This is a genomic window from Streptomyces camelliae (assembly GCF_027625935.1).
Classification (GTDB): domain Bacteria; phylum Actinomycetota; class Actinomycetes; order Streptomycetales; family Streptomycetaceae; genus Streptomyces; species Streptomyces camelliae.
On sequence record NZ_CP115300.1, the window covers coordinates 8,999,595 to 9,019,212 of the forward strand.

A 19,618-nucleotide genomic window follows, 5' to 3' on the forward strand; every position below is an offset into this window, starting at 1 on the left:
ACCGGCCGTTGTCCTCCAGCGCACCTGCTGCTGCCCGGAAGTGGCCGCACGACCTGCGGGCGCGGAAACGATGGGGCGTGCCCGGACAGTCAAGCCCCGGAGCGCTGCGGGAACACCCGACGCCGCGCTCGTCGCCTACCTTCCCTTCGGTTCATGCCCGATGAACCCGATGAAAGGGAAGCGCAGATGAAGAAGCCCAAGGCGATGGTGCGGTTGCTGCCGACGTTACTGCTGGTCGTGGCCGTTGGGGGATTCGCGGCTCCGCCGTCGGCCCAGAGCCGGAATGCCGCCGCCGTGCTTCCGGACGCGACGACCACGGCGGTCGGTCCGCAGTACGACACCACACACGTCTATGTCACCCCCGGCGCGATGGACGCGTTCGTCACCAGCTGGGAGGCGACCTTCGGCGGAACAAACACAGCCAAGGTGATCACGGATGTCACACCGACGCCCAGCAAGACCGCGTCGGAACTCGTTCTCTCGCCTGTCGGCACCCTGTCCGTCTTCGACTTCCGGACGCCGGTCCCCTACCCGTTCGGCGCCGAGCGCACCGGCTGGCTCATGAGCGACTTCGGCAAGGGCGTGCGGCTGGCCCGGGCGAGCGGAGCGGACGTCGTCGTCGCGCCCTTCAAGGACCCCATCGGACGGGACACGGTCGTCCAGTTCCCGGGCGGCGTCAACGCCCAGCTGTACTGGCACATCAAGGCTCCGTCCTACGCGCCGCTGAAGACCGTGCCGGACAACCGCGTCTACCTGACAGGAGACTCGGCGAGCGCGTTCCTCAGGTCGTACCTGCGGTTCACCGGTGGCCGGATCGTCTCGGACGACGGGGCCGCCGACGGTGGGCGGATCGGTATGCCCGGCGAGGCGTACCGCCGCATCACCATCAGCTCCCCCTTCGGCAACACGGTGGTCAGCGTGACCGATGGGCACCTGCCGTACCCGTTCGGGCGGGAGACCACAGGCTACGCGGTCAAGGACCTCACCTCGACCCTGCGCAAGGCCGAGGCCGCCGGCGCGAAGGTGCTCTGGGGCCCCTACACCTCGCGGGGCCGCACCAGCGCGATGGTGCAGTTCCCCGGCGGCTACGTGGCCGAACTCCACCAGGGCGACGACCGCTGATCCTCGACAGCAACCGCCGCACCGCATGCCGTGCACGCAAGGGCCGTCGCCCTGGGCATGGACGTGGCCGTCCTCGCCCGGGGCGACGGCTTTCCTGGCAGCCCAGCGCTGCCTACCCACGGCTGCTCAAGGTCGCAGCGCTCAACCGCAGGGTGTGGGTGGCGGCGAAGGGGACCAGGTCGTCGTGCCGGTCCGGTAGGGCGATCACCAGGGCGCTGTCCGGCAGGGCGCGACGCACGCCCGTCAGCATCCGTACCGCCGTAGGCGCGTCGAGGCCGGCCGTCGGTTCGTCGAGCAGGAGGACCGTCGGTGTCCGCAGGACCGCTCTCGCGATCACCAGGCGGCGTCGCTGGCCCTGCGAGAGCGCATGGCCCAGCGGGCCCGTCGGGGTGTCGAGAGGCAACTGTTCCAGGGCCGCGGCCGCCAGCGCGGCCCGAAGTGTGTCGTCGTCCGCGTCCGGCGCGGCCTGCCGGAGGTTGTCGGCGATGGTCGCGTCGGCGATCCAGTCCTCTGCCTCGACGAGGGTGAGCGAATCGGCGATCGCATGGGCGGACAGGGACTCGACGGGGACCCCGTCGAGCAGCACCGACCGGGGAGCGGCGGGGGAGATGAGCCCCGCCAGAGTCTCCAGCAGGGTGCTTTTGCCGCTGCCGTTGGGTCCGGTGACCAGGACGACGCCGCCGGGCTCGATCACCGCGGACCACCGGCTGCGGTCGTCGCCGACACCCACGGGCACGTGGCGGGCCACCAGGGCCGCCCCTGCCGCGCCCGCGAGCGGCGACCTCCGCGGCGACACGTTCGACGGCTCGTCCGGGAGGGCGCGTTTCGCCAGGGCCGTCAGCCGCAGAGCGGCGTCGGTGGCCAGGCCGTGGTCACGGAGCACGTGAGGGAGCGTCTCCATCAGCTCGTACGCGGCCGCGACCAGCAGCACCTCTCCGATGGCGTCGGCAGCCGGCTGCGTGAAGGCAGGACCGGCCAGCGCCAGGACCAGGACCGCTGTCTGGCCGGCCACGGCCAGCAGTCGCAGCAGCAGCTTGGACCTGCGCATCAGCGACTCGGCCGCGGTCTCGGCCCGCCGGGCCCGGCGGACAGCGTGCGCGACCTGATCGCGGACCAGGTCGACCGCTTCCAGGCAGCGCAGTTCCGGAAGAGCCGAGCGCGCGCTGAGCAGCGCGGTGCGGGCAGTGGCCCACGCTTCTGCGGCCGTTTGCTGATGGCCACGGGTCCGCCGCTCTCCGGTCACTGCCGTGGCTGCGGAGAACGCGAGCAGCAGCAGTTCGGCCGCACCCGACGGCCAACTGGCCGTCATCAGCAGAGCGACGACGACGGCGGCGGTCAGGCCGATCCCGGCCAGCGGCGGGACGACCTGACCGGCCATCCCGCCCACCGCGCCGACGTCGTTGGTGAGCCGGCCCATCAGGACGCCGTCACGGTGGGTGCGCAGTTCGCGTGCCGGCACAGTGGCCGCCGCGCGGACCAGCCGTGAACGCAGCGAGACGGTCGCACCGAGCAGAGCGCCATGGCTGACCAGACGCTCCGAGTAGCGCAGACCGGTGCGGCCCAGGGCGAGAGCGCGGACCGTCCCCGAGGGATACATCCACGACCAGGTGGTGTTCGCCTGTGCGGTGACCACCGCGCAGGAGGTCAGGAACCAACCCGACACCCCCAACAGGCCGGCGGAACACAGTTCGGCGCTCCCGGCGAGCACCGCTGCGAACAGCAGGTCGCGGCGTGCCCGGTGGTCCGCCGCCGTCCACAGCAGCCTGAACGCAGTCACCGTGTCTCCCTGGTCCGGGACGCCCGTCCCTGGCTCAACTGCACGATGTCGTCGGCGATTTCGAGGAGTGCCGGGCTGTGCGTCGTCAGCAGCACGGTGCGGGTGCGCGCGAGCGTCCGGACGGCGCCGATGACACGCGCCTCGCCGTCCGGGTCCAGATGGGCGCTGGGTTCGTCCAGACACAGCAGGGGAGTGTCGTGGAGCAGCGCCCGGACCAGGACCAGTTGCTGCGTCTGCCCGGAGGACAGCCCCCAGCCGCGCTCGCCGACGGGGGTCGCCAGTCCCTGGGGGAGTGCGGCCAGCAGGTCCTCGAAGCCCAGTGCCGCGATCGCCGCGGTCAGTTGCTCGTCGTCGGCGTCGCGCCGGGCCAGCAGCAGGTTGTCGCGCAGTGTGCCCGGGAGGAGGTAGGAGGGCTGTCCGGCCCATGCCGTCATGGTCGGTGAGGCGGGCAGGGGCGTGGAACCGACGGTGTGCAGGCACCGCCCGCGGTCCGGTTCGCGCAGACCTGCCGCCACGGAGAGCAGGGTGGTCTTTCCTGCGCCGCTGGGCCCGCTGATGGCCACGATGGAACCCGGCCGCAGGGCCAGCGTGACGTCGTCCAGGGCGACGTCGTCGCGACCCGGGTACCGGACCGTCACCTCCTCCAGGAGCACACCGGCCGGGCTCGGCAGACTCGGACGGCGCACGGCGGGCACGCGGGCCGCGCGTCCGCCGACCGGTGCGACCGGAGCCCGGTCGATGATCCCCGCGATCAGCTCGGCCGCCGCGGAGGCCTCTGCGCGGGCGTGGTAGCCGCGGGCGAGTTCCCGGGCGGGCGCGAAGTACGCCGGGGTCAGGACGAGGACGAACAGCGCGGTGCCCAGGCTCATGGTGGAGGGGACCACCGGCAGGTCGAGGTAGCCGAGCAGGGCGAGCCCGCAGTACGTGGCGACGACAGCCATGGCCACGGTGATGAGGAGCTCGATCCAGGCGGTCGAGAGGAAGGCGACCCGTAGTACGGCGTTGGTACGCCTGGCCAGTTCCCTGTCGGCTGCCTCGGTCGCGCGTACCGCTTCCGCACCGGCCCCGAGGCCGACGAGCGTGGGCAGTCCGCGCAGCTGGTCCAGCAGATGGGTGCTCAGCTTCCGGGTCGCGGTGAGCTGGGCGTGCACGGCGGCACGGGTGCCCATGCCGATCACCTTGAGATTGAACGGCAGCAGCGGGGTCGCCAGCACCAGGATCAGTGCGACGGCCCAGTTGCCGGCCAGGACAGCGGTCAGGATGATGCCGCTGCCCAGCAGCATCGCCCGCCGGGCCGGGACGTACGTCGTCAGCCATGGGCTCAGGCGGCCCACCTCGCTGTCCAGCGCCTCGCCGAGAGCGGCGTCGGACACCTCCTCGGCGGGCGTGCCCGTGGACGGGAGTGCGGCCAGGAGAAGGCGAGCGCGCAGGTGATCCTGAACGGCGCCCGCCCCGTCCTCGGCGACCCGGTCGGCCGCCGCGAGCAGAACCGCGCGCAACAGCAGCCCGACGGCGACCAGAGCCGCACCGGAGAGCACCTGAGCCAGGGCCACACCCCCGTGCGGGGGCTGCAGCGCGGCCTGAGCCGTCCGGCCCAGCCCCGCCGCCCACAGCACATGACCCGCGGCCGCCAGCCCGCGCAGGGCACCGGCACGCCGGAACGCGGGTTCGCCGACCGCCGCCCATCGAGTGAGCAGTCCGGCCGCCCGCTGCTGCCCTTCGTCGTCCCGGCCGAGCCGGTCGAGGTGGTCGGCGATGTCGGTCACTGTCACTGTTCGGCTGCCTGGAGGTCGAACTCGCCGACGGCCGCCGAGTGGCGGTCGGACCGTATCCACACGGCCAGCGCAGTCACCGCGAACACAACGACACCGACCGGGCCGATCCACACCCGCACGCCACCGAAGACGTCCTGCGAGACGGCGGCCACCGTGACGGCCAGAAGGGTCAGGAGCACGCGCCGGGCGACAACGACCGCCCACGGACCGTCGCCCGCGACCGGGACCACAGCCGCGGGCCGCTCTGTGGCAGCCGGGGGACGGGACGGGCCGGCCGCGACGGGGGTGGCCGGTGGCTGGGCGAACTTCCCGCGGAAGACCCACCACGCGTAGATGTTGTAGGTCAGGACGACCGGCATGCACCCGCCCACCCCGATGAGCAGGAACAGCTGCGACCCGTGCGGACTGGCGGCCGCGCGCACGGTCAGGTCGGGTGGGACGACGACGGGCGCGGTGGCGGCGACGAGCGCGAGCAGGCCCGCTGCCTCCGTACCGGCCACGGCGGCGAACGGACGCCAGTCGGGCCGGCGGCCGAAGCCGTACCAGGCGATCGCCGCGCACACCACGGCCACCGCCACCGCGAGGCCGAACAGGGTTGCACGGAGCGGCTGGTCGAAGCGCAGGTGCTGCGGATCGGCGAGCCGGAGCCCGGATCCCAGGACGAGGCCGGCCACCGCGACCGCCAGGATCAGCGGTCGGCCGAGTCGGCCCGCCCGCGCGTGGGCGGTCCCTGTGGTCTTGTCCTGCAGCCATGCGGCACCCGCCAGCAGATAGACCGTCACAAGGCCCAGGGCGCACAGCACGCTGTAGGGCGTCAGCCAATCCCAGGTGCCCCCGGTGAACACCCCGCCGCGGTGAGGCAGTCCGGACAGTACGGCCCCGATCACAAGGCCCTGGCACAACGTGGCCACCAGTGATGCGAGCCCGAAGACAAGGCCCCAGCCATGCCGGTAACCGGAGGCGGCGCTCTGTAGCTCGATGGCCGTGCCGCGCAGCACGATGGCGAGCAGCATGACGATGAGCGGCAGGTAGACGCCGGGCAGCACGGTGGCGTAGACACCGGGCAGACCCGCCCACAGCACGACACCCGCCAGGATGATCCAGCTCTCGTTGGCGTCCCAGGCGGTCGCGATCAGCTCGCTGTACTCCTTGCGCCGCTGGTCGCTGCGGTCGAGCAGGCTCAGGATGCCGATACCGAGGTCGTAGCCGTCGAGCAGGACGTAGGCGCCGAGCGCGAGCAGGACCAGGGCGTATGACGCGTACTCAAGCATGGCTGATCTCCGAGGGATGGACGCCGGCGCCGGCGTCGGCCGTCAGGTGTTCGGGGCCGGTCCGCACCGTGCGGACGATGTAGCGGATCCACAGCCCGAGCAGCAGCGCGTAGACGGCGACGAAGCCGGTGAGGCCGGCGATCGCCGCGCCGAGGGAGAGGTGGGAGACGGCGTCGCTGGTGCGGATCAGGCCGTAGACGACCCAGGGCTGCCGGCCGGTCTCCGCGGTGATCCAGCCACCGCTGATGGCCACGACACCGGCGGGAGCCATCCAGACCATCAGCCGATGGAACCTTCGGGCGGTGTACAGCCTTCCGCGCAGCCGCAAGACCACTCCTGCGAAGGCCATACCGAACATCGCCAGGGCGGTGAAGTACATCGCCCGGAAGCCGTAGAAGGCGGACCACATGTTGGGGCGGTCGTTCGTGGGTGTTTGCAGCAGTCCTGGAACGTGTGCCTCTCCGGAGAGGTCCTTGCCGATGACGGCGCCCAGGTGCGGTATCTCGACGTGGAACCTGTTCTCGCCCTTGTCCGTGTCGGGCACGACGAGCAGGTTGTAGCCGTTGTTGTCGGTCTTCCAGTTGCCTTCGAAGGCCTCCAGTTTCGCGGGCTGGTGGACACCCATGAACGCGGCGGTGGCGTCGCCCACGTACAGCTGTACGGGCATCAGGATCGCCAGTACTCCCAGGGCGACGGACAGGGTGCGGCGTGCGAAGGGCAGCGCTCGCTGCTTGACCAGGTACCAGGCGGCGATCCCGCCGATGAACCAACTGGCGCTGATCAGCACCGCGAGCAGGATGTGCGGATACCGGTAGGCGAACGCCGGGTTGAACAGCACGTGCCACCAGTTGCTCGCCCGGAACTGGCCGTCGACCTCGGTGAAGCCGGCGGGGTCCTGCATCCAGCTGTTGGCGGACAGGATCCAGGTCGTGGACAGCAGGGTGCCGACGACGAGCATCCAGCAGGCGAACGCCATGGTCCGGGGACGTACCCGGCCGTCGCCGTACAGCATGATGCCGATGAACCCGGCCTCCAGGAAGAAGGCCGTGATGACCTCCATTCCGATCGTGACACCGAGGATCGGGCCGACCGCGTGGGCGTATCTTCCCCAGTTGAGGCCGAACTCGAACGTCATGACGGTGCCGGCGACCACGCCGAGACCGAATCCGACCGCGAATATCTTCTTCCAGAAACGGAATATCTGGAGGTACAGCGGATTCCCGGTCCTGAGGTGGACCGTGTACATCACGGCCAGGAAGACGGAGAGCCCGACGGTCAGTGCGGGAAAGCTCATGTGAAAGACGGCGGTGATGGCGAACTGCCATCGTGAGATCTCCACCACTGCGGGCGATGCCATGGTGATTCCCTTGGTCGAACGAGTCCTGAGGGCACCGTAGGGCTGGTTGGCGAGCGTCCTTTGTCTCTCGGCGCATGGCACGTGTTCCCGCAGCGCAACGCGCTCAGAGGCCACAGGCGGTGCGCTCTCGGTCAACCGGATTTCACCGATCGCTCCTATGGTTGCCCTCGTTTATGCCCGCACGGCTCCGGCAAGGACCAGCATGAGCGCTGCACCGTCACCGAAAGACCGCCCACGGCCCGATTCGGCCTGGGCCCCGTTCGCGGCGCGTGTCTTCCGCGCGCTGTGGATCGCGCAGCTCGTCTCCAACATCGGCAGCTGGATGCAGACCGTGGGCGCACAGTGGCTGCTGGTCGGGCACAACGCCGCGCTCGTGACGCTCGTTCAGACCGCCTCCAGCCTCCCCGTCGTACTGCTGGCCCTGCCCTCGGGCGTCCTGGCCGACCGGTACGACCGTCGCAGGGTGCTGCTGGCCGCGCAGTTCGCCATGCTCGGCGTCTCCACCGGGCTGACGGTGCTCGCGTTCGCGGATGACCTCAGCCCAGGGCTTCTGCTCGGCCTCACCTTCCTGCTGGGATGCGGCACCGCTCTGATGGGGCCCGCCTGGCAGGCGATCCAGCCGGAACTCGTGGAGCGCAGCCAGTTGGGACAGGCGGCCGCGCTCGGTGCCGTGAACATGAACCTGGCCCGCGCCCTCGGCCCCGCCCTCGGCGGAGCGGTGGTCGCGGCAGCGGGCGCGGGCTGGGTCTTCGCCTTCAACGCCGCGTCCTACCTCGGGATCGCCGGCGTTCTCACGCTCTGGAGGCGACCGTCGCCCCAGGCGCCCGCAGGCCAGAGCGAGAAGCTCCTGACGGCCCTGCACGCGGGCCGCCGCTATGTGTGGTATGCGCCCGGAGTCCGTCGAGTCCTGTTGCGTACGGTGCTGTTCATACCCGGCGGCGGCGCGCTGTGGTCGCTGCTTCCTCTGGTCGCGAGCCGTTCGCTGGGCCTGGGTTCGGGAGGGTACGGGCTGCTGCTCGGCGCGGTCGGTGTCGGTGCCGTCGGCGGGGCCTTCGTGCTGCCCCTGGTCCGCCGCGCGCTCGGCGCCAACGGCACGCTCGCCGCGGGCGCCGTCGTCTTCGCCGGAGTACTGGCCGTACTGGCGACGACTCGGATCCCCTGGCTCGCGGCGGTCGTGCTGCTGCCCGCTGGATTGGCCTGGATCGGCGTGCTGTCCACCCTCAACACAGCCCTCCAGACGAGGCTGCCCGGCTGGGTCAGAGCCCGTGGACTCGCCGTCTATCTCCTGGTCTTCCAGGGCGGGCAGGCCCTGGCGGCACCTGTCTGGGGAGCTCTGGCCGACGGACTCGGGCTGACCGTCTCCCTGCTGGGCGGCGGCGGGCTGCTCCTGGCCGGTGCGGTGAGCGTGCGCCGCTGGCCCCTGCATGACGCGGACGCCATCGACCCGACGCCGTCCGACCACTGGCCCGTTCCGCCGCTGGTGTTCGAGCCTGGCCCGGCCGACGGCCCCGTGCTGGTCTCCGTGACCTACCGGGTCGCCCCCGCCAACCGGGCCGCCTTCACCGACTGCATGGATCACGTGGCCCGTTCACGGCGGCGCACGGGAGCCCTCACCTGGGGGCTCTACCAGGACGGCAACGACCGGGAGCGGTTCATCGAGAACTACCTGGTCGCCTCGTGGTCGGAGCATCTCGCCCAGCACCACGGCCGGCTCACGGCCACCGACCGCCGTTACGAGGAGCGGGCCCGCCGCCTGCTGGTGACGGACACCGCCCCGGAGGTGACCCACGCATTCGACGCCGCCGCGGGTCCTGTGGTGCCGGAGACGGAGGAGACGGCCGATGCGATGGACACGTCGGGGTGACGCCGGCTGGATGACCGGGCCTGGACGGGTACGACCGCGCCGGACGACGCCAAGTCAACTGATGCCGCAGGGTGAAGGGAACGGCCCCCAACACTGGTGGGGCGGAGTGAGGGCAGCACGCCGGTGTCGCGCGCACCCGTGCTTCTGTGGTCAAGGCGAACGCGTTGATGCCAGGCACTGCGGCGATCCCGGGAGCGAGGCGGGATGCGGACCACGTCCACTCGTCCTTGGCATCGTCGTCGCCGGCGTCCTCGGCCCAGGCCGGTTCAGTCCCGCCTGCCGGTGAGCTCGGCGAGGGCACGGTCGATGTCGATGTGAAGGCTCTCCGTGCCCGGGGGCACGAGCGAGACCGTCCGCTGCACGAACGCGGTGACCGCTGACTCCGCGATGTCGATCAGGGCTGCGCCGCCGGCGGACCGCAGGACGACACGCACGGAGTTCGGGTGGCAACGGTGACGGGGAATCACCAGCACGTCCCCGGTACCGGTAGGCCGGCGCAGGCCCTCCGTGAACAGTGAGCGGGCGAACACCCAGTGCACGGGTCTGGCCGCGGGTGCGCCGAGGGAGAGTCGGACGGCGTAGGGGTCGGACATGTCGTAGTGCAGCTCCGCAGGCAGCGGGGCCGGCAGCTCGTCATGGACACTGACGAGCACGGTCACCATGTACATGAATGAGGCTGGAGGCTGGATCATTTCATTCCCCAACAAGGGCTGCAAAAGCGGATTTCCTTTGAATAATTCTAAATCCCGGGGTCGGAGCATCTTGTCTCGGAATGCACGGAACGTGGCACGAGAAAGAACCGGGCAGAGGTTTCATTCCGTAGGCGGCCCAAAGCACCCGGCTGAAATGCGCGGCACTGGTGAAACCCCCATTGGTGCGCCACTGTGGCGATCGTGGCCTGGGTCCGTGGGGAGGCTGTGATGTGAGCCGCACCGAACTCGCCCAGGCCCACAACGTCTCTCGGCAGGACAAGGGACTTCCTCCGGAGGGACTGGGGAGGACTCAACCGGACGGGGTGCGCCATGTCGTAGACGAAGATGTCCCCGGCCCAAGGAGTGCTTCTCGGCCGTCCTGCTCCAGCCGGGCGACACCTCTGCTCATCAGTTTGACGACCACGCACTCGTCTTCGCAGGGACGGTCATGTCCACGACGCTGAACGTCCGGGACAGAGCTTGGCGCCACTACGTCCGTCTGCGGTCGACGGGCAGCGCATCGGTGGTGTGGAAGTGAAGAACGCGTGCGGCCTGGACCAGCGCGGGTCCGCCGCTACCCCGACTCGTACCGGCACGGCTCTCCAGGAGCCGCACCGCGTGAATCGTTCTGCCGAGAAAACGTCACTCAGCCGTGTGCTGTTCACCGGACAGGCCGTGAAGCTGCCAGTCGCGAGGCGCTATGCCATAAGCGGCACGGAAAACACGGCTGAAATGGCTGGGGCTCACGAAACCCCAGCGCCGGGCGACGGCCGCCACCCCGAGTCCCAGAGCTGGGGACCGCAGAAGATCCCGACGGCACCGCTCCAGTCGCTGCATCCGGATCCACTCACCGACGGTGCTTCCCTCCAGCTGGAACAACTTGTGCAGGTAGCGCACCGAAATGAAGTGGGCGGCGGCGATCGTGGTGGGTGACAGGTCCGGGTCGGAGAGGTTTTGCAAGATGTGGTCCTTCACTCGCACCATCATGGCCGCGGCAGTTTCGGGAGCCTGAGGCGTGAAGCGGCCGCGCCGCTCATTGATGAACAGTGCCAGCAGGTCGAGCCCGGTGGCGACGAACTGACGGCCGACGAAGTCGTCGAAGCCCGCTGTTTCGCGCGCCAAGCGCGTGAAGTAGGTCGCCACCAGTGCGGCACTTCCGCCACGACCCGAGAACGCTGTCGCAGTCAACGCCTGCAGGTCCTCGTCCCGCACGCGAAGCTCCTTTCGAGGGAACTGAAAGGAGATGAAGCAGGCCTCGCGCTCCACTTTCTTTCTGAACACGCGAGACGAATCAGAGATGGAGAAATCTCCCGGCTCTATCAGGCACTCTCTCCCGTCCTGCTCCTTGACGGCGCTGCCTCTGCGCTGAAGCGTGAGGATAAGGAATTCCTTCCCGTCCCGGGCTATCAGGCGTTTGCTACGTGTCACCTCTTGAGACCCGGCCTGGACATCCGACACCTGTGTGACACCCAATTGGTGGGTGACGATTCTTCCCGGCGACGGATCTTCCTCCAGGATATTGACATCGAGCGGTACGAACGCCTGGGACACCGCTTCATGCCAGCGCTCTCTCCGGTCGGCTGCCGACAGCTCCGCGGTGGAAAGGACGACGGACATCTGGCCCCCTTGACATCCTGATCGACAGGCGGTTCGGATCCGGTCACCGGACAGCCCGGTCACCGAAAAGGCGGTATGCCTTCCAGAACACCGTGCCAGCCGGCCTGGGCCGGCACATCGCGTGAATCCGCTAGATCAGGAGTGCCGGACCGAGATGCCCCTCACTTGATGGCTCCGCCGGTGGCACCGGCGACGACGTAGCGCTGAGCGACGACAAGCAGGACGGCGGCGGGGACGGACGCCATGACCGTGGTGGCCATGACGGCGTTCCACTGGTTCGTGTGGGCACCGATGTACTGGTAGATGCCCAGGGTGATCGGCCGGACGGTCTGCGTGGTGGTCAGGGTGAGGGCGAAGAGGAAGTCGCTCCAGGTGAAGAGGAAGGTGAAGACGGCCGCGGTGATCAACGCGTTCCTGCTCACCGGGAGCACCACGGAGCGGAAGACGCGCAGCCTGCCGGCGCCGTCGAGGTGCGCGGCCTCGATGATGTCCCTGGGAATGTTCCGCATGAACGCACGCAGAATGATGATCGCGAAGGGGACTCCCGCGGTGGAGTCGGCGAGGATCAGTCCGAGGTAGGAGTTCAGGAGTCCCAGATCGTTGTAGGCGCTGTAGAGCGCGTTGGCCACGACGATTCCCGGCACCATCTGCGTGATCAGGATGCCGATGAGCACGAGGTTGGTTCCGCGGATGCGGAACTGGGCCAGTGCGTAGGCGGCGGGCGCGGCGAGCCCGAGGCTGAGGGCGACGCTGCCGAGGGCCACGACGAGGCTGGTGACGAGGTTGCGTCCCTGATCGCGCAGTGCGGTGACGTATCCGCCGAGGTCCGGATGGGAGGGGAACCAGCCTCCCTGCAGTGTGTTGCCCGCCGGCTGGAGGGAGGCGTTCACCATCCAGTAGACGGGAAACAGCATCAACGCGAGCAGGGCGATCCCGACGATGGTGGACGGCCAGCCACGGGCCGGTGCGCGCTTCACGAGATCGCCTCGTCGACGTTCCGGGCGCGACGGCCGGCGCGCAGGTAGACGAGGGCGAAGGCGAGCGAGATGACGATGAGTACGTTGCTCATCGCGGCACCGCGCCCGAACTCGAACTGCTGGAAGGACAGTTCGTAGGACTGGGTGGCGAGGGTCTCCGTGGCGTTCGCCGGTCCTCCGCCCGTCACCACGAGGATGATGTCCAGCACCTTGACCGTGTAGACCACGCCCAGCACCAGCGCGACGCTCACCACGGGCCGCAGCAGTGGCCAGGTGACATGGCGGAACGACGCCAGGGGACCGGCGCCGTCCAGCTTCGCCGCCTCGTACAGGTGCGTGGGGATGTCCTGGAGACCGCCGTACAGGATCGCGGTGTTGAAGGGGATCCCGATCCAGATGTTGATGAGGATCACCGACACCAGCGCCTGTGAGGTGCCCGTGAGCCAGGGGACCCCGGACGGCGAGAGGTGGAGGTGGCGCAGCGCTGCGTTGACGACTCCTGTGTCGGGGTCGAGCATCCACCTCCATGTCGCTCCGGAGACGACCAGCGGCAGCAGCCACGGCAGCAGCAGGAGTGAGCGCAGAACTCCGCCGAGTGGGAAGCGGCGCTGGAAGAACAGGGCGAAGGCCAGTCCCATGACGAATTGCCCGCACAGGGAGCCGGCGGTGAACAGGAGCGTCGTCACCAGGGCCTTGGGGAACAGGTCAGAGGTCAGGATCATCGCGTAGTTCTTCAGCCCCACGAACGGCGCGTCACCCGTGTAGAACGTCGTGGTCGTGTACTGCTGGAAGCTCATCACGACGTTCTTGACGATCGGGTAGCCGAAGAACAGCAGCAGGTATGCCCCGGCCGGCGCGAGGAACATCCACTGGGCCAGCCGCTCCCTGGAGCATGGGTCAGTTACTCGTCGCGATCTGCTGCGCATGTCTGAGGGCTTCCTCCGGTGTCTGCTCGCCCGTCAGCGCGGACTGGATCGCGGTGTATATGCCGGTCGCTGCCTTGGGCCACTTGACGCCGAGTTCGCTGGTACGGGCCCGCGCCGCTTCCACGCTCTTGGCGAAGGCGGCCATCGACGGGACCTGCTCGGCGTACCGGGCGGCCACTGTGGTGCGGGAGGGCACGGTGAAGTGCTGCTTGGCCAGGGCGAGCATGGTCGAGGAGTTGTTCAGGCAGGCGAGGACCTGGGCGGCCTTCTGCTGCCGGGCCTTGGAAGCGTTCTGCGGGACCGTCCACACCTCACCGCCGAGCGGTGTGACAGGGGTCTGCCCCGTCCGGGGGACGGGGATGGGGGCCACTCCCCAGTGCAGGTTCTTGTCCGTGTCCAGGGCGGGGATCCGCCAGGGGCCGTTGATCATCATGGCTGTCCTGCCGGCGACGAATTGATCGTGGACGTCGGCCTGTGTCCAGTTCAGCACCGACTTCGACATGGATCCGCTCTTCACCAGGTCGACCCACAGCTGGAGTGCCCGCGCTGCCTGCGGGGTGTCCAGCCGCTTCTCGTCGCCGCCGTTGGACCACAGGAAGGGCAGGAACTGCCAGGTGCCCTCGAAGGTGGCGTTCGCGTCGACCGCCATGCCGTAGCGTCCGGGACGGGTCAGCCTGGCCGCCGCCGTCTTCAGCTCGTCCCATGTCCTCGGCACGGAGACACCGGCCTTGGCGAGCATGTCCTTGTTGTAGAAGAGGGCGATCGTACTGACGTAGGGCGCCAGTCCGTACACCTTCCCGTCGTAGGTGCCCGCCGACAGGATGCCCTTGGCGAAGCCGCTGGAGTCGATGCCGTACTGGTCCAGCGGGGTCAGCGCGCCGGTCTGGGCGATCTGCTGGAGGTCGGGGTTGTCCAGCATCAGCAGGTCGGGAAGGGTCCGCGACGACGCCTGCTGAAGGACCTTGGGGATGAGCGACGCCCCCGGCACGCTCGTCTGCTCGACCCTCACACCGGCGCTCTTGCCGCAGGAGGTGAGTATCTCGCCCCATTGGGAGTGTTCGGGTTCATCGGTGTAGTAGTCGAGCGCGGTGATGGAGGTGACCTTGTCTGGGGCGGAGCCGCCGCCGCACCCGGTGGCGGCGAGTACCAGGGCAATGGTTCCGGTCAAGAGGGCGGCGATCCGACGCGCAGGCGGTCTGGCCGGTGAGATCATGCTGGTGCCTTTACCGAATGACGTGACGTCCGTGGGCGGGGTCGGTATCGCGAGGGTGGGCGAACTCCAGAGGTGCCGTCAAGGTGGTCCATGCCGGCACCTTCCGTTCGAACGCATGTTATAGGGCTTCACGGTTTCACCTGCTCAGAGGGCCTGTCGAAGCACGTCACCGTCGCCGCGACCATTGCCCCGCTCGGCGGCTTCCCGAATCATCGCCACGACGGCGGCGGGCTGGGACAGCACCACTGCGTGCGAGCCGTCCAGCACGTATTCGGTGGCAGCCATGCGCTGCGCCATGAAGCGCTGAGCGGTGGGGTTGAGCATCCGGTCGGCGGTCGCGATGGCGTACCAGGACGGCTTGGAGGCCCATGCCGGCGTGCCAGATCTGGAGGTCAGCGCGCGCTGGGCGATCGGGCGTTGCGCCACGGACATCGCATCCTTCACACGTGGCGGCAGATCGGCGGCGTACACCTGCGGGAACCGTTCCTTACGAATGTAGAGCTCGCGGTCCGGGCCGCCGGGAACCTGAGTGGGGAGGGCGGCGGTGATGGTCGCGTCGGCCCCCGGCGCGGGGGCGAAGCGGTGCGTGATGTCCAGGACGCACTCGCCGGCGTCGAGGCCGAACCCGGCGACGTAGCACAGCGACACGACGTTGTCGGCGTCGGTGGCGGCGTGGGTGATGACCGCGCCGCCGTAGTCGTGGCCGACCAGCACGACGGGGACATCGATGTCGCGCACCACGCTTCTGATGTAGGCGGCGTCCTGCGCCAGGCCGCGCAGTGGGTTCGCCGGGGCGCGCACGGTCAGTCCGGCGGTGTGAAGGAGGCCGGTGACCGCCGCCCAGGATGAGGCATCGGTGAACGCCCCGTGCACGAGCACGATGGTGGGCGGTGGGGGGACAGATGGCATGGCGGTGCCCTCCGATCGAGTTCGGATTCCCAGCAAAGTGGATTCAGTCACGACGGGGCATCGCGCGAACGTACCAATCACCCACAGGTCCTCTCAGTCGTCGGGCAAGGCCATGACCAGGTTGGCGAGCTGAACCCGTGAGTTCACCGACAGCTTGCGGAAGACGGAGGTCAGGTGAGTGTTCACCGTGTGCGGAGAGACGACCAGGGCGTCGGCGGCCGACCGGTTGGTGTGGCCTTCGGCGATCAGGCGCGCGACCTTCTTCTCCGAGGCTGTGAGGGCCCCCCATCCCTGGACGGGGCGCTGTGTGGTCGCAGCCCTGCGGTTGCCGGCCCCCGCACCGTCCAGATCGCGCTGTAGGCGCGCCGCCGCGGCGTGGGCGCCTGACTCGGCGAACGTGCCATGGGCCTGAGCCAGGGCGGCCACCGCCTGAGGTCTGCGGCCCGCCGCCAGGAGTGCCTGTCCGAGATCGGCGTAGGCGGCGGCCCGGACCAGCGGGCGCGGGCTTGCCTTGAGGAGCTCCACGGAGTGTTCGAGCATGGCGAGGTCGTTTTTCACGAGCCCGAGGGCTTGTGCCGCGATACCCGTGGCGGTCGGCACGGCAGGGTTGCGCGCGGCGTGGGCCTCGGCCTGTGCTGCCAGGTCCTCGGCGAGCTCGTGCTCCGCGCCGCGCAGGGCCATGCGTATCGCGAAGTCGACCCAGTCGCGCAACAGCCGCCAGCGCATGAAGAAACCTTGCTGCTGTACCTGTCGGATCTTGTCGACTGCAAGCCCGATGTCCCCGTCGGCCTCTGCGTGGACCGCCTCCAGGAAGCGCACCGCGGCCGTGTTGCCCGGGTTCGGTTTGACCACCAGTCTTTCCCGCGCTGCGACCAGGTGCTCCCGCGCCGCTTCCCGGTCGCCGCGCAGCAGGGCGATCCGGGAGCGGATCACGCGACCGTTCACCTGCTGGACGGATGCCTGTACTTCGTCTTCCAGGCGTTCCATGGTCGCGAAGTCGGCGTCGGCGTCATCGAGCCGGCCGAGCCCCAGATCGTACTGGCCCTGTGCCCACAGCATCATCGCCTGACGCATCGACCTGGTATTGTCCGCCGCCCGTAGGAGCAGTCGTTCACCGGACGCGAAGTCGTCCACGTGCAAGTGCGCGACGATCTCTTCCGGAAGGAAAGCGGAATCGATGGCGCTGAGCGCGGCGAAGCGCTCCAGCGCGACCGCGTTGTCACCCGCGTTCTGCGCGATCTCGCCGAGCCCGGACAGAGCCAGGACGTGCGCCTCCCGGTCACCGGTCGCGGTGGCGGCACGCAGCGCGGTCTCACCGGCCTCGCGCGCCGTGACAAGATCATGGCCCCGGGACAGAGCCAGGGCCCGCAGGGCGGACAGCCTTGCCGTGACCTCCGGGGCGGCACCCCCGAGCCCGAGGGCCGATTCGGTCCGGCGGCGCAGTTCCTCGGTGAGATCCAGGTTCCACAGCGCCCCGCCGAGAGCGGCCTGCAACCGGCTGAACACGGTCAGTGGCGGTCGGGAGGCCAGCAGCCGGTCGCCTGTCGACAGAGCTTCTTGACTCCTGCCGGCCCGGGTCAGAAAGAGGATCGCCTGCTCACCCACGTCGAACGTCAGCGGCCGTGCGGACGGCACCAGTTCCAGGGCGCGCGTCATGAGGTCGGCCGCGAGGCCGGGCGTGACCGGCAGCACGTCCTCGCCGGCTCGCCGCAGCAGCGCCACGCACTCCTCGTCTCCGGGCAGGGCGCCCCTGAGGATGTGCGGCACCGCGTCGATCGGCCGGCGGCCCGCGGAGACGAGGTGGCCGGCGGCCTCCCGGTGCAGGGCCTTCCGGGCGGACGGCGGGATGTCGACGTAGACGGCCTGGCGCAGCAGATCGTGCCGGAAGACCAGATCGTCGCCGTCGTCGTCCAGGAGCCCGGCGCGCATTGCCTCCTCAAGCGCGGGGATCAGCGTGGCGGGCGGTCGGCCGCACAGCGCGGCTGCGTCATGGAAGCCGAACCTGCGCCCCAGCACAGCTCCCATCTGAAGGAAGCGCAGGGTGCTGGGCTCCAGGGATCTGAGTCTGCCGCGCACACCCACCACGAGTGTGGAGGGCACCAGATCACCCGAGGCCTCGGCGGTACCCAGTCCCGTGAGCATCTCGACCGCGAGAAACGGGTTCCCTCCGGCCCCGTCGAGCAGGTCCCGTACCCGCTCGTCGACGGCTGCCCCCAGGGCGTCGTCGGCCAGTTGGCTGATGGCCGCGCCGGACAGCGGCCCCAAGGGCACAGTGACCGTCGGGAGTTCGCCGGCCGCGGCCGTGACGATCTCTTCCGCCGGCCCAGCGGGATCCGGTCGCCCGGCCAGCATCCACAGGACCGGCGAGGTGCGCAGGCGTGCCGGAAGCTGCTTCAGGGCGAACCGGCTCAGCGGGTCGGCCCACTGCACGTCGTCCAGGGCGATCAGCACCGGCACACGGCCGGCTCTGGCTTCGATCGCCTCCGCGAGGCGCTCCACCAGCCAGATCCGCTGATCCTGATTCCGCGCGAGATCGGCGAAGGCGTCGCCGGACAACAGTGGCTGATCGCCATGCAGGACGCTGGCCGCCAACGACGACAGCGGCACGATGTGATGCAACTCGTCGGCCTTGCCGAGGCCGACCGAGAATCCTGCCGCCCTGGCCCGGGAGACGGCCTCGGTGAGCAGCGTGGTCTTGCCGATGCCGGGTTCCCCCTGGAGCAGGGCCAAGGCGCCGCTTCCGGTGCGAGCCACCGAGGCGATCAGTGTCTGAAGTTCTTCGAGCTCGACCTCTCGGCCGCGCAGACCGCTGCGGGACAGTGAGTCGTTCGACCCCGCCACTTATGCCCCTTCCTGTCCGCACTCGCCCGCCGAAGCCGGGATCGGCCCTTGCCCACGTTCTCCGGCGGCGTGGAAACACATGAGGCCGTGTGGGGAGTCCCGCAGGTCGCGGCTCCCCACGAGTCCACCGTGCGTGGCCGCCTCGCCGCAGGTCAAGTCCACTGTCTTCGAGCGCTTCGCCACTGAGGGTCCTCGGTTGCGCTTCTCACGACGACGGGGAGCATGACGGGGATCACCCGGCGTCACGCGATCGTTCTCCGCCGGAGCCGGGAGAGGCCCGTCCACCACGGCTGACGGGTCGGACGGCGCAGCGCCGCCGCGCGTGTCGCGCCACCCGCTCGGAGGCATGCCGTACGCGGCGTGGAAGAGTCGGCTGAAGTGGGCCGGACTGTTGAAGCCCCAACGGCGGGCCACGCCGGAGATCGTCCTGTCACCGCTGTCGCTCCTGGCGAGATCCCTGGCACACTCCTCCAGCCGACGGCGCTGGATCAGGCGGCTGACCGTGGTTCTCTCCCCCTCGAAGAGCTTGTGGAGGGACCGGACGGACATGCTGTGCGCAGCCGCGATGGTCTCCGGTCCGAGCTCCGGATCCCCGAGGTGCCGGTCCACGTAGGCGCGGACTTCCCAGGCCTGGGCATGTCGGAAACCGACCGTGTCCGCCACGTCACCGGTGGCCCGCTCGGCGATGAGGGTGGTGACCAGGTCAGTGAAGTTGCGGGCCAGCCGGTCGGCCACATGCTCAGGGCAGTCCACGGCGGTCTCGGCCAGGGTCACGAGAAGCGGAGCGACCAGGGCAGCCACCGGACCATCCGCGTCGATCACGGTGGCCGTGACCCGTTCCAGCTCGTCGTCCCGTACGCCGATGGCGCGGCGGGGGACGAGGCAGGCCTTTATGTGCACACCGCGCGGGAAGTCGACCACATGCGGGCGCTCCGTGTCCCACAGGGCAAGCGTTCCGGCGGTGAGCTCGGCCGTCCTCCCGCCTTGCTGCAGCACAGCTCCGCAGTCCCCCACGACGGCGATCACCACGAAGGCCTCGGTCTGGCCGGCATCACGGGCGATCCGTCGTCGGCTGCGAGTGAAGCACTGCGGATCCGCGTCTGTCGTGACGAAGAGCAAGTGCCCCAGCGGGTGGGTCGTCATCCGGCCTTCCATGGTCGGCGCCCCGTACGAAGCGACCGTCACCGGCACCGTGGCCTTGGAGACAGCCCGGCTCCAGCGGCGGACGCTGTTCCCGCCGTCCGGGAATCCGGCCGTGTCGATCACAGGTGTCATGG

The 19,618-nt window shown here is 69.5% G+C and carries 14 protein-coding genes; 2 read left to right on the forward strand and 12 right to left on the reverse strand.

The annotated features are described in order from the left end of the window. Positions 1-186: 186 nt before the first annotated feature. Positions 187-1,122 (forward strand): glyoxalase, encoded by a 936-nt coding sequence (locus O1G22_RS41330; protein WP_270086020.1) that lies wholly within the window; start codon positions 187-189, stop codon positions 1,120-1,122. 112 nt (positions 1,123-1,234) lie between these two features. Here the strand turns inward: O1G22_RS41330 and O1G22_RS41335 are convergent, their stop codons facing one another. From O1G22_RS41335 to O1G22_RS41350, 4 genes are read right to left on the reverse strand one after another with little or no spacing between them, the layout of a single operon-like run. Further along, a complete protein-coding gene (locus tag O1G22_RS41335; protein WP_270086021.1) occupies positions 1,235-2,899 on the reverse strand; it encodes an ATP-binding cassette domain-containing protein in 1,665 nt (554 codons plus the stop codon). After that, entirely contained in the window at positions 2,896-4,671 is a 1,776-nt protein-coding gene (locus O1G22_RS41340) for an ABC transporter ATP-binding protein/permease (protein ID WP_270086022.1), read from the reverse strand. Before O1G22_RS41340 ends, O1G22_RS41335 begins: the two co-directional genes overlap by 4 nt. Continuing rightward, a complete protein-coding gene (locus O1G22_RS41345; protein WP_270086023.1) occupies positions 4,668-5,945 on the reverse strand; it encodes a cytochrome d ubiquinol oxidase subunit II in 1,278 nt (425 codons plus the stop codon). The genes O1G22_RS41340 and O1G22_RS41345 overlap by 4 nt, the downstream gene beginning before the upstream one ends. Beyond that, positions 5,938-7,302 carry a cytochrome ubiquinol oxidase subunit I gene (locus O1G22_RS41350; protein WP_270086024.1) on the reverse strand — a complete coding sequence of 455 codons (1,365 nt, stop codon included), beginning with the start codon at positions 7,300-7,302 and terminating at the stop codon, positions 5,938-5,940. Before O1G22_RS41350 ends, O1G22_RS41345 begins: the two co-directional genes overlap by 8 nt. Before the next feature lie 202 nt (positions 7,303-7,504). Here O1G22_RS41350 and O1G22_RS41355 point away from each other — a divergent pair, with 202 nt between their 5' ends. Beyond that, positions 7,505-9,166 carry an MFS transporter gene (locus O1G22_RS41355; RefSeq protein WP_270086025.1) on the forward strand — a complete coding sequence of 554 codons (1,662 nt, stop codon included), beginning with the start codon at positions 7,505-7,507 and terminating at the stop codon, positions 9,164-9,166. Positions 9,167-9,432: 266 nt separating this feature from the next. Here the strand turns inward: O1G22_RS41355 and O1G22_RS41360 are convergent, their stop codons facing one another. The 8 genes from O1G22_RS41360 to O1G22_RS41395 form a co-directional block, all read right to left on the reverse strand. Then, the gene (locus tag O1G22_RS41360) at positions 9,433-9,828 is read right to left on the reverse strand and encodes an SsgA family sporulation/cell division regulator (protein WP_270086026.1); all 396 of its coding nucleotides are present in this window, start codon (positions 9,826-9,828) and stop codon (positions 9,433-9,435) included. Between the two features lie 672 nt (positions 9,829-10,500). Further along, the gene (locus O1G22_RS41365; protein WP_270086027.1) at positions 10,501-11,475 is read right to left on the reverse strand and encodes an AraC-like ligand-binding domain-containing protein; all 975 of its coding nucleotides are present in this window, start codon (positions 11,473-11,475) and stop codon (positions 10,501-10,503) included. Between the two features lie 161 nt (positions 11,476-11,636). After that, positions 11,637-12,452 carry a carbohydrate ABC transporter permease gene (locus O1G22_RS41370; RefSeq protein ID WP_270086028.1) on the reverse strand — a complete coding sequence of 272 codons (816 nt, stop codon included), beginning with the start codon at positions 12,450-12,452 and terminating at the stop codon, positions 11,637-11,639. Further along, on the reverse strand, positions 12,449-13,378 hold the full coding sequence (locus tag O1G22_RS41375; protein WP_270086029.1) for a carbohydrate ABC transporter permease: 930 nt from the start codon (positions 13,376-13,378) through the stop codon (positions 12,449-12,451). The genes O1G22_RS41370 and O1G22_RS41375 overlap by 4 nt, the downstream gene beginning before the upstream one ends. After that, a complete protein-coding gene (locus O1G22_RS41380; protein ID WP_270086030.1) occupies positions 13,350-14,546 on the reverse strand; it encodes a sugar ABC transporter substrate-binding protein in 1,197 nt (398 codons plus the stop codon). The genes O1G22_RS41375 and O1G22_RS41380 overlap by 29 nt, the downstream gene beginning before the upstream one ends. Positions 14,547-14,735: 189 nt before the next feature. Continuing rightward, on the reverse strand, positions 14,736-15,464 hold the full coding sequence (locus O1G22_RS41385; RefSeq protein ID WP_270086031.1) for an alpha/beta hydrolase: 729 nt from the start codon (positions 15,462-15,464) through the stop codon (positions 14,736-14,738). 129 nt (positions 15,465-15,593) lie between these two features. Beyond that, positions 15,594-18,341: a helix-turn-helix transcriptional regulator gene (locus O1G22_RS41390; RefSeq protein WP_270086032.1), complete on the reverse strand. Its 2,748-nt coding sequence runs from the start codon at positions 18,339-18,341 to the stop codon at positions 15,594-15,596. Beyond that, on the reverse strand, positions 18,342-19,616 hold the full coding sequence (locus O1G22_RS41395) for a helix-turn-helix domain-containing protein (RefSeq protein WP_270086033.1): 1,275 nt from the start codon (positions 19,614-19,616) through the stop codon (positions 18,342-18,344). Between the last annotated feature and the right edge of the window lie 2 nt (positions 19,617-19,618).